The organism is Alteromonas sp. 4NH20-0056, from assembly GCF_057539655.1.
The window spans coordinates 133,044-145,628 of sequence record NZ_BAAJLS010000008.1 but is presented as its reverse complement, the minus strand read 5'-3'; the positions used below and the strand labels follow the sequence as shown (position 1 = coordinate 145,628).

Here is a 12,585-nt window from a genome sequence, read left to right as displayed (position 1 = left end):
CATAATGAATGATAACTTTAATCTATAAAAATTATAAATTTAACCCCGCAGGCTGCGCCGTTCATCGCATCTAAAGTAAACGTCTGTTTAAAAAGCTTGTTATTGTGTTGAAAATAATGCTTATTATGTCACTGTGAAAACATTGTAAAAATAAGCTACATTATAACAACATATGAGTGACCTATGCCGCTAGACATGACAGCAAACGCAAACAGCACCGAAGTAATAAAATCGCCTTTAAGTATGTTGTACCATTGGGAGCAAAGCCGTGGTGACGACGTTTTTCTAACGCAGCCGATAAAAGGTGAGTTTCATGACTACACCTGGAAGCAAGTCGCTAATCTTGCCAGACGCGTGGCGAAACGCCTTGAAGAGCGTAATCTGCCTGAAGGCAGTCGCATTGGTATCTTTTCAAAAAATTGTGCAGAGTGGTTTATTACGGACCTTGGCATAATGATGGCTGGGCATGTTTCTGTGCCTATTTTTTCCACCGCAGGCGCAGATACCGTTCAGTATGTATTGCAACACGCTGACGTTAAACTTTTATTCGTTGGGAAGTTGGACAATACCGAAGAGCAAGTAGCGTCAATTCCCGCCAATTACGAGACGGTGGCGTTTCCTTACCCGGGTATCAAAACAACACAGCAATGGGATACCTTCATTGATTGTGACCCCATAGACGGCTCACCTGTGCATGAGATGGATAAAATTATGACCATCATTTACACCTCAGGGAGCACCGGGCAACCAAAAGGGGTCGTGCACAGTTACCACTCAATTTGCTGGGCGGGACAACGCTCACTAGACCAGCTTGGGGTAGACACTCACGATCGTATTTTAAGCTATCTACCGTTGGCTCATATTACCGAGCGAGTATTGGTTGAGTTAGCGAGCTATTACAGTGGGTGTAGAATTCATTTTGTTGAAGCGTTGAATTCGTTCCAACGTGATGTAGTGAATTGCCAACCAACGTTGTTTATTTCGGTACCGCGTTTATGGACTAAATTCCAAATGGGCGTGTTGGCGAAAATGCCACAGAAAAAATTAGATACGCTGCTTAAAATCCCAATCATCAATAAGCTTGTTGCCAAGAAAATTCGAAATGGTCTGGGCATAAATAATGCGAGACTATGGGCAAGTGGTTCAGCGCCATTGGCGCCAGCTGTTATAGAATGGTTCGCTAAAGTGGGTGTCAATATCTCAGAAGGTTGGGGTATGACAGAAAACAGTGCCTACGGTACGGGAAGTGTTCCTTTCCGTCACGACAAAATAGGGTGTATTGGTAAACCCTATGATGGTGTCGACATTCGAATCTCAGAAGAAGGTGAAATTCAAGTAAGCGCACCGTGCAATATGCTTGAATACTACCTAGAGCCTGAAAAAACGGCAGAGGTGTTTACTGAAGATGGCTACCTTAAAACAGGGGATAAAGGGGTTATCGACAGTGATGGGTACGTCAAAATTACTGGCCGTCTTAAAGATATTTTTAAAACAGCCAAAGGTAAATACGTTGCGCCTGCGCCAATCGAGGCGAAGTTCATGGAGAACCCTATTGTTGAGCAAGTGTGTGTAACGGGTAACAACTTACCTCAGCCGGTTGCATTATTAGTACTGAGCGAAGATGCACAGAAAAAAGATAAAGCCGCGATTGAGGCCAGTTTAAAGCGCACTTTTGAAGCCATTAATGCCAACTTAGAAAGCCACCAAGTGATGGATCGTGTGGTCGTGATGAAGAACGAGTGGAGCATAGAAAATGACTTGTTAACGCCTACACTCAAAGTAAAACGTCATATCCTAGAAGAGCGATTTATTGATGTGATCCAGGGGACTTATAGCGACAAAGTTGTATGGGTTGATGCTTAACCATCCACTTTGATGCAATAAAAAAACCAGACGTACGTCTGGTTTTTTTATATCAAAATCAATAATGTTTTTATGCTGAAGGGTAGCGCGCATTTAACCCATCGTACACATTGTCACTAAAATTCGCGTCGTTTAAATCTAGTGCGTCCATCACCTCTACAAGGTGTTCGTTATCTTCTCTGCCGCTCCACACTTTTATGTAGGTTCCCGTTTTATAACCGTTGTCTTGTCGAAAAAAGTTCAGCACGTTCTTACCTACATATTGACGGTAAAGTTCATCCGCGTGCATGTCACACTGCTCTACAATTTTCATAAATAATGGCACACTAAAGCGCTTTGCGGCGCAAAGCCCCGTCATTAATTCAAGATTATCCAATAAAGATTGGTTAGCAAACGCGTAGTTAACGCCGTCGAACGTTACATGTTGTTCTCCGCTCGCCAGTTCTGAGGCAATTTGTGAAGCGGTTGCCGAAATATCGCCGTTAAAATCAATAATGCAAGCAGAAAGCGCAAAGTGCCAAATGTCTACCAATTCCATCTGAAGTTGTGGAAGGTCTTTTTCTTGTGCTTTCCACCATTTCCAACCGTGGTGCTCAATTGCTTCAACCGACTCCACCATAGCCGCGCGCAGATAGCCATATCCTGCAGTTAACCAAGCAGGATTAACTTTGGTGTTCATTTTATCCTGGAGAGAGAGCATGGTAGCGAGTTGTTGTTGTGTGAGCATAGTAAACCTTTCAAAAGCCCCAAATGGGTAAACAGAGTTATTAGCGTAAAATTGTACTTTACTGGCGTTGTGCAGTGAACCATTCATTTCTTTTTCTGCTGCTGCGTGGTGGTGCAATTGCACCATAGGTAAACTACATAATGTGTCGTTACGATGAGCTGTTTTTTTAAGGTGTTGAATATATTGGCTTTATAAGTTTTTCGTATACGAAAAAATTTGGCATTTAATATGCAAAATATAAAACGTTAACTGTGTGATGCTATAGCGTTAATATAAAAACCGTCAGGCAACGCTTTTTATATTGTTATGGTGTGGCTCATAAACCTTACCCATACAGATTTTTCGTGTCCTGATGTCTGTATGGGTTTTTTTCCCATTTATCCGTTGATTACCTTTTCTATCCATTTTGTATTGAGCAGTCGTTCATCGCTATTTTATTATAAATACGACTTAACACAGCGTCATATTACGATACACTAAATCCTTACGAACAAGAGAAGGTTGCCTCTTATTGACCACCTCTATTCTGCTCGCCATTTAAAGGATTTTACGATTGCTAGCGCTTTATCCCTCGAACAAGTTAGAACACCTTAGTTTTCTGTTAACTACGCTCGTTAAACAGCAGCCTACCGCTGTGTTTACACCTGAAACTATTTTGGTTGAAAGCCCTGGAATGCAGCACTGGGTAAGTATGCAACTTGCAAACGAGCAAGGGGTGTCGATGAATATCGATTTTCCATTACCTGTACGCTTTATGTGGAATACTGCGCGCGCTGTGTTAGGTAGTGACACAGTACCGAAACAATCGCCTTACCGTCGTGAGGTACTTACATGGCGTATTGATAATATTTTACAAGATGAAGCGTTAATGGAAAAAGAGGCTTTTATCCACGTAAAACAGTATTGGGAGAGTGCAGGCGCACAGCAGGAACAAGGTGTGCAGCGTTTGCAGCTAGCAACTGCGTTGGCCGATGTTTACGAGCAATACTTACTATATCGCCCCGATTGGCTGTTTGCTTGGGAGCGAAATGAGCGGGTCGTGTTTGACGATATGGAACTTTGGCAAAGCGAAATATGGCGCATACTTGTTGCATCACAGCCGCTTCATCCAGCGCGGTTACATCACATGGCACTTGAGGCCCTTCAGGACGGGCAGATTCCCGCACATTTACCCACTCGAATTATTGTATTTGCAATTAATACCATGGCGCCGCAGTTAATCGCATTTTTCAATGCGTTAGCAGAGCACATCGATATTCATATTTTTCATCTCAACCCAAGCGTAAATTACTGGGGTGATGCTAAAAGCGACAGTGAACTTGCAAAGCAACTTCGAATGGAAGGGCTTGAGAAGTGGATGGAACATGAGCAGAGTAACCCGCTTCTGGGTAACCTAGGTAAGCAGGGTAGAGAGCTGTTTAATTTACTTACTGAGTTAGAGACTTTTGAAATAAGTGCTTTCGATGCCCCCTCTATGAATGACGCAGCGAGTGGGCGGGATACCCCTGGGTTATTGGCGCGTATTCACGACGACATATTGCATGCTGCTCCAGCATTGCCCCTTGCTGACACAGACATACGCGCCGACGACGACAGCATTACGGTAATGTGCACGCATTCAGCGCTACGAGAAGTGCAGGTTTTGCACGATCATCTTCTGCATTGGTTGTCACAAGATAGCACCCGAACACCGTCAGACATTGTAGTGATGTGCCCGGCCATTGAAAATTACGCTCCTTTTGTTGATGCAGTTTTTCATCGTGTAGGCACTAAGGCGCTGTATGGAAACGGGTTAACACGGCTACCGTGCTCTATTGCAGATAGAAGTCCAATGGATGCAGAGCCTTTAATTGCAGCTTACATGGCCCTTTTACAACTCCCTGATAGCCGCTTTGGTGTATCCGATATAATGGATTACTTGCAGCTTGATGCTGTTCAGAAACGCTTCTCGGTCTCACAAGATGATATTGACCAAATGGCCGTGTGGCTTAAACAGGCTCATATCCATTGGGGGTTAAACAGCGACCATAAATCAGCAGTGTCAGAAGGGGTAACCGACCAAGACACGTACAGTTGGTGGTGGGGCATACGTCGTATGCTTATGGGCATGCTAGCGCCAGACACAGAAATGGTCATCAGCGATTTGCTGACGATCCCCGATGTTGAGGGGCAAAGTGCACTAACGCTTGGAAAATTAGTGCAGGTTATTGCATTACTTGGACAATTTGCGAATGAATTAACGACACCTCGCACGCCTGCTGTGTGGGCAAAAGACTTAATTGAACTGCGTGATGCGTGCTTTATGCCGCTCAATGATCAAGAACAGAGTTGGGATCTGATTGCCAAAGTCGCCGCTGATTTAGCGGCTCGCTGCGAAGAGGCAGAGTACGAACACACGCTGAGTCTTCGACAGGTACGAGATTTACTTCTTAATCGCTTTTCATCGCCCGATGCGGGCAACCACTTTATGACCGGGCAGGTCACCGTATGCTCTATGCTGCCAATGCGAAGCATTCCATTTAAAAAAGTGTGTATTTTGGGCCTCAATGACAGTGAGTTCCCACGTAAATCTACTCCGCTAGGGTTAGATTTAATGGCAGGGCCAGCACGGCGCGTTGGCGATCGTTCAAGACGTTTAGAGGACCGCTATCTATTTTTGGAAGCGATTATTTCATGCAGAGATGGCCTGTACCTAAGTTATCAAGGAAACGACGTTAAAAACAACAGTGAGCGCCAGCCTAGTCTAGTGTTAGCTGAGTTTCTCGACATGCTGCAAGAGGGCTACACGGTTGATGTAGCACGTTATGTAAAGCATGCACCTTTGCACCCGTTTAGCGAAAGCGCGTTTACTGGTGAGTTACCAAGTTATGAAACGGGTTGGCTACGGCTTGCAGATGCGTTAAGGCAAGCAAGGCAATCACAATGCAATGAACAGGCTGGTGATACTACCGATAAATCATGTAATGAGAGTGACAATACTGGGCCACCATTACTGTCGCTGAAGGACGACCATGAGGCACTAGATGAGCGCCTATCGGCTATGCAAGTCGCTAGCGCGTTTAAAGATCCACTTGCCTACTTTTCGATTCAGCGTCTTGGCGTGAACCTACAGCAATCGTTTACCTTGCTTGAAAACAGTGAACCATTTGAGACCAATGCGTTAGTACGTTACCACGTTTTAGATGCTATTTTTGCATCTCCTCACGGCAATGGGCATAGCGCCGCCAACGACAGCTACAGTGAGCAAGTCATTGAGTTTGCTGCAATGCGTGGCGATATTCCTGCTAATCCAGTAGCGCAAGAAGAGCTTGAAATGTGGAGAGACGGGGCGACGGCATTAACACAGGCAATGGGCCCTCACGATGCCGAGGCCAAAAGTGCAAGTTTTACGGGTCAACATATCACGTTCACGGCCAGTGCGTTTGAGGGCGCAGACAGCCTGATGCTGCTATGTGCAGGTAAAATAAATGATACCCGGGCACTGTGTTATTTTATCTCTCAACTTGTATTTTGTAGCAGTGAAACGACTACATCGCACAGTGGTTATCCGTTAGACGCATTTTATTGCGATTGGGAGAAAGGTGAAACCAACTTGGTCAAACGCCGCTTTATGGCATTTGAGAAAGATTTCGCACAACAGCTATTACTATTCATTGAACGTTTATATATCGCTATTTATACGGCGCCTACGCCGCTTTACCGCAGTGCGTTTGATGAGCTTGTACCGGGTAAGCGTAATTCGCAAAGCGCCGCGCTGGTTAAAAAAATCAAGCCTGAGCACTTTATTGACATTGTCGAGGCGTTGTTGACTCAACCGGACACGGTTAATAATGATGTGTCAGAAAGTACGGCTAGTCTCATTAACAACGTGACCTCGCTTTTTGATGATTTCGATGCGGAACGGTTTCTAAAAAATTGGCTTCAATCCGCGGGGCCTTTTACTTCTGATATAGCCAATAACCCCTATATCAAGTGGCTATTCCCGCAAGGCATTAGTTGGCGTGACTTGCCCCATAATGAAGGCTTTATACTATTTGCTATGGTGATAAACGCAGCCGTTGAGGAAAAGTTATGAGCCAGGAGAACACACACACTAATACCGGAATCTCTGGCAATAATAACCATGGCTCCACCGTACCGCTGACAAGCAACATTAATGGTGCTACCCCCTTAGATGTACCAGCAATGCCACTGCATGGTAGGCACCTAATTGAGGCAAGCGCTGGCACCGGCAAAACCTTTAATATTACGCGTTTGTATTTGCGGTTTTTATTGGAAAAGCGCCTTACGGTGACTGAAATATTGGTCATGACCTTCACCAAGGCCGCCACCGAAGAAATTAAAGGTAGAATTGCAAAAACGCTTCGTGACGCGTCAGCAATATGGCAGCAAGTGAAAGAGAATGATGGTGAAGTGCCACACAATATCGACCCTGTTTACGCACACCTTATTGCCTGTTGCGACATAGACGATAGTTTAGCGAGGCTCAAGGCTGCACAGCTGGAACTCGACGAAGCATCCGTGTTTACTATTCACGGTTTTTGCCAGCATGTTATCGGTCAATTGGCCTTCAATAGCGGCTTTGCGATGTCGCTAAACTTAAGTAAAGATACCAGCGAGTTATACCTTCAAGCTGCAGAAGATTGGATTAGAAAGATAAGCCATAACGAAGATGATTTTCTGTTATTAGCGCAGTCAGGCTGGCATGTGCCAGAGCGCTTGCTTAACACGTTTTATGGCAGCATCAAAAGCCCGTTGACGCCGATTTTACTCGATAAAGATACGATTGAAGCGTCGTTTAACGACGCTATGAACAATAACCCTGATACGGCACAGAGCCAGTTTAGGTATTTTTTAGCGAGTCTTGAAGACAGTACAGATCTTCTTGATAAAGAACTCATGAAAACGGCGGTCCATAAACAAACGCGACCCGCTGAATTAGAAGCGCTCAAAGCGTGGTTAGCAGCCGAGCATTATACGGCTGCGCCGCCGGCAGCAACGGCCTTTTTAGATGGCAGGCGTTATGCTCGTAATAAATCAGGGGTAAAAGAGTTACTTAGTCCGATTAAAGATTTTGTAAAAGCGGTAGAAAACGCAGTAGTTGATAAGGAAAACACACTAGCGCAAATCCCCGTGTTTACGTTAGTGAACCAAGCGATATCTTTTATTCAACAGCGTGTCGCTAAACAGAAAAAACAGTTGGGCGTCATAGATTTCGATGATTTGATACACATGCTGGCCGATGAAGTAGTGAAGCCCAACAATACACTTGTGCCTGAACTACGAAAAAAGTTTCCTGTCGCGCTTATTGACGAATTTCAAGATACAGATGCAAAACAGTACGCAATTTTAGATGCCGTTTACCCCAAACGTAGGGGCATCACGAGTGACAACCTCGATGATCACAGCCAGATATCTGGCAAAGGTGAGGGAGGCACTACTCAAAAAATAAGTAACGCATTGCTGATGATTGGTGATCCTAAACAGGCAATATACCGCTTTCGTGGTGGCGATATATTTACGTATTTAAAAGCAGGGCAACAGGCTGATTACCGTTGGGTTATGAATACGAACTGGCGCTCCGTTGAGGGTATGGTAGCGGCATATAATCGCCTGTTTTATGGGGCGCCCTTAGCAAATGGGCATTCAACAGACGTTTTCGGGTTTAATATCCGCTATAACCCCGTCGCATTTTCGGCCAACGCTGCGGCAGCAAAAGCGCCATTGCATGACCCCCATAATCATCGAAATGCAATGAATTTTATCAGTATGAGCCTTGAAGAGAAGCAAGATACCAACACGATGCGGCGGGGGATAGCACAGTGGATAGCGCAAGAGATATATCGCTTATTAAATGAGGCTACGTTTGTTGAAGGTTGCGATGCAGATAAAAGGTCGACGGCAGTAAAACCAGCTGATATCGCTATTTTGGTAAAAGATCGAACCGAAGCCAATGTGATCAAATATGTGCTTCAACAGAAAGGCTTGGCTTGTGTTTATTTAAGTGACAGGAGCAATTTGTTTATTACGCCAGAGGCTAAAGATGTTTTGCGGCTGTTAAATGGCATTTGGCATGCGAGCGATAGCAGCAAATTAGCGTCTAGTCTAGCCTCGCCATTATGGGGGTATAGCCCACAAACTCTCATCGACCTGTTGTATCATGAGGATGATGCATTATGGGATGGCGCGTACGAAAACGTATTATCCTTGCGTGATATGTGGTTACAAAAAGGGTGTATGAGCGTGTTATTGCACTTAATGCAAACCAGTTACCAGCCTTATGGTAATGATGTAGAGCGTGCGTTGACGAATTATCAACATTTGGCTGAGGTTCTGGAAAAGGCAAGCACAACTCATCAGCGCCCCGAGCAATTATTGGACTGGCTGCACAGACAAATACACCAACCTGATGCTGACGAGGAAATGACGCTGCGCCTCGAAAGCGACAGCCAACTTATTCGGTTGATCACTCAGCACGGTTCGAAAGGATTAGAGTACCCGATTGTATTTGTTCCTTACGCAACGGGCTATAAAGACCCTGCGAAAAACGGTAAGTCGATGGCGCAGATATTCACCTTCTATGATGAAGATAAACAAGCATTACAGCTGCAGCTAGGCCAAACAAAGCAGGCGATAGAGAGGGTGCGTGCTGAAGGCCAGGCAGAAGATATGCGCCTCGCCTACGTAGCCGTTACCCGTGCTGCGCACCGTTGCTATATGGGTATTATTCCTCTTGATGGTAACGAAAAAAGCCCGTTAGCCAGAGCGTTGGGGGTAGGCTCGCCAACCAGCAATGAACAAGAAACAACTGATTGGATGACGGCGCTTTCTACTATTAATAATGAGCGAGATGCGTTTACCTGTCATATCAGGGCGGACGATATTGAGGAAATCTATACCGGCGTTGTACAAGACTCCCATGCCACTGAATTATCTACTTTAGTATTTACCGGTACCGACAGAGAAGACTGGCGACTGTTTTCGTTCTCTGCCATTAGCCGTTTGACCGCTTACGGTAATGTTGCTATCCCTACCCAAAATATGCAGACAATACCCGTCTTACAAACGGTAAGGGATGAAGAAACAGACACGTCTAAAAATAGGGTAGACCCTTATCATTCAGGAGAAAGCGACAAGAAAGCCCAAGCAAGTCCTCTGGAGTCGCCAGATAAAATTAGATTTACATTAACCAAAGGCGCTAGTGCAGGTAACTTGCTTCATGATTTACTTGAGGTTAACGATTTTAGTGCGCCTACGTGGGATGAAAACGGCACTGAGTTAGTCAATCGCTTTGGGTTGGACACAAAAAATGTAACGCCGCTTTATGAGTGGTTAGATGAAGTATTGCATACGCCTCTATTTCCTCATGCCGATATAGCGCTAAGTGACTTAGGTTTTACACAAACATTACGAGAAGCGGAATTTTATTTTCCGATGAACAACAGCAAATGGGCCTCGTTGAGTCGAGTATTAGCTGAGCATAGGGCGCATGTCGCGACCCATTTGGGTGCGCTTGCATTAACGGTTCCAAGTCTTATGACACCCAACTTAGCCGGTATGATGCATGGGTTTATCGATTTAATATTTGAATGTAATGGCAAATACTACGTTGCTGATTACAAGTCGACATGGCTAGGGAATGATATTGCAAGTTATCAACCCGCTGCGTTATTTGAAAATAATCAGGAGCACATGTACGACCTTCAGTATCTTATTTATTGTGTAGCGCTACACCGCTATTTGAGAAATGCGATCCCCAATTACCATCCTAATACGCATTTTGGTGGCGTTTACTATTTGTATTTACGTGGCATGCACCCAGAAAACCAACAGGGTGAGGGGGTGTTTTTTACCTCAATATCTGCGCATATGCTGAGTCAGCTCGATAAGGTGTTTGAAAGCGGTGAAAACGGCGTTACAAACAGTGAAAGTAAAAACGGTGGCCAGCAGCAGTTTTCCTTTGATGATACCCAAGGCACCCACGAATGAGCGAACGTAAAACCAACTTCAGTTCCAGTTTTGAACAATTGGCGGGCATTGAAGCAATAGATAAATTTGTTGCTGCTGAATTTACACCGCTGCCCGAGTTGAGCGAAGAGCAAAATAGCGTTTGGTTACATTTACTGGTGACGCTTTCTTTTATGCAGCGAAACGGGCACAGCTGCTTACCCGTTAACGCTATTGCGGGGAAGACGGTTTTTGATGAGCCAACAAGCGGTGATGAAGTTAACAACGGTGAACAAGAGACCAGTGAACAAGAGACAGCCACTCGCATAGGTGATGAAAACCCAACCGGCAATGTGGTAGTGAAGAAAGGCTATACGTTTCCAACGCTTACTGTGGTTATTGGCACAATAAAAAACGCACTTGAAGCTGCCAATGTTAGCCCACTTTTTGTGTACCATACCGGAAGGCTATACAGTCGTCGGTATTTTGAATTTGAACAAGAGGTCGCGCAGCAAATTCATAAACGTACTCGCTTTACTCCATTAAGCGACATGGCTTCTGTCAATGTTAAAGCGTTATGGCCTGCTATGTTTCCCACAGAGGCAAGCCCACATCAAGATTGGCAACAAGTCGCCGTCGCCAAAAGCCTTGTTCAGCATTTCAGTGTTATAAACGGTGGTCCGGGGACGGGGAAAACCTATACCGTATTGCGTTTGTTACTTGCGCTTTTAGCCAGTGATGACAGTGTAAACATCGTATTGGCGGCGCCTACAGGGAAAGCGCAACAGCGAATGACAGAATCGATCGTGGCGAGTATCGAAGGCCTTAAAGGGGCAGTAAACGACACGCTGTTAAACCGTGTTCCCACACAGGCTGTAACGCTTCATCGACTACTTGGCTTACGAGAGCATACCATCGCCACAAGGTATAACGCACATAATCCTCTAGCGTTAGATGTACTTATTGTTGATGAGGCCAGTATGGTTGACCTTGCCCTTATGACGCGTATTATGCGTGCATTGCCTGCGCATGCGGCGTTGTACTTTATTGGTGACGCCGATCAACTTCCTGCGGTCGAACTGGGTAATGTATTGGAACAGTTGGTTGAAAGCGTACATAGCCCAGAGGGCCCCAGCGAGAAAATGTTGGGGGCCATCCCCACTTTTCTGCGTCAACATATTGCCACGCTTTGTCCGCACTTGCCCTTGTTACCCGTGGATGAAAATGCCAAAACGTGGGTACACACGTTGCAAGCTTCACAACGATTCAAAGGACAAGTTGCTGAGGTTGCTACTGCTATTCAGCAAGGTCTCGCACAGCAGGCGTTAGCGGCGATACATAGTTGCAGCCCTAGTGAAAAAAGTAATGCACAATACGCCAATGCGCTAAAGGATGGCGTGTATTTATGGGATGAACAATTGGTCAGCCCTACTAGGCTACAGCGTTTGGCAAAAGAAAGCTTTTTACCCATCTTTGAGGCGCGAGACGCAAAGCAGGCACTTGCGCAACTTAATCGAGTGCGATGGTTAACGCCAGTGCGAAGAGGGAGCATGGGAGTTGAGGGGCTAAATACGTTGGTATTTGACGCTATCAAACATAAAATCTCGCGAAGGGAAGGAAGCTTCTACCAAGGCCAACCTATTATGATTGTAAAGAACAATCACCCTCAACGCCTATCAAACGGTGAGGTAGGCATTATATGGCCTGACGATTCAGGCAAACTGTATGCATGGTTCGAAACGCAAGACGGCGCGATACGACATATATCGCTGTCACGAGTACCTCAATTTGAGACCGTTTATGCGATGACGATACATAAATCTCAAGGGTCAGAATTTAATCATGTGATTTTACTTCTACCCAAACCTGAAAGTGAAAAAGCAGCAGGGTTATTTCACCGAGGCTTGGTATATACCGGGTTAACCCGAGCAAAAGAAGGGTGCTTGATTATCGCTAACGACTCAACATTTTGCGAGATGATAGATCAAAATGATAAGCGTTATTCAGGGCTTTCTGACGCAATAAATGCATTGTCAGTTGACCAATAA

5 protein-coding genes are annotated in these 12,585 nt (G+C 45.1%); 4 read left to right on the top strand and 1 reads right to left on the bottom strand.

The features are described from left to right. Positions 1–183 precede the first annotated feature (183 nt). Entirely contained in the window at positions 184–1,863 is a 1,680-nt protein-coding gene (locus tag AC27EZ_RS14240; RefSeq protein WP_487135951.1) for an AMP-binding protein, read from the top strand. Positions 1,864–1,933: 70 nt separating this feature from the next. On the opposite strand, the gene AC27EZ_RS14235 is transcribed toward AC27EZ_RS14240, so the two are convergent. Further along, positions 1,934–2,590, bottom strand: a complete 657-nt coding sequence (locus AC27EZ_RS14235; RefSeq protein ID WP_487135977.1) for a dUTP diphosphatase — start codon at positions 2,588–2,590, stop codon at positions 1,934–1,936. Positions 2,591–3,143: 553 nt separating this feature from the next. Between AC27EZ_RS14235 and recC the strand changes: the two genes are divergently transcribed. From recC to recD, 3 genes are read left to right on the top strand one after another with little or no spacing between them, the layout of a single operon-like run. Next, positions 3,144–6,665: an exodeoxyribonuclease V subunit gamma gene (gene recC, locus AC27EZ_RS14230; RefSeq protein ID WP_487135950.1), complete on the top strand. Its 3,522-nt coding sequence runs from the start codon at positions 3,144–3,146 to the stop codon at positions 6,663–6,665. Continuing rightward, positions 6,662–10,579, top strand: coding sequence for an exodeoxyribonuclease V subunit beta (gene recB, locus AC27EZ_RS14225; protein WP_487135949.1), 3,918 nt, complete (start codon positions 6,662–6,664; stop codon positions 10,577–10,579). Before recC ends, recB begins: the two co-directional genes overlap by 4 nt. After that, complete coding sequence (gene recD, locus AC27EZ_RS14220; RefSeq protein WP_487135948.1) at positions 10,576–12,585, top strand: exodeoxyribonuclease V subunit alpha; 2,010 nt, start codon at positions 10,576–10,578, stop codon at positions 12,583–12,585. The genes recB and recD overlap by 4 nt, the downstream gene beginning before the upstream one ends.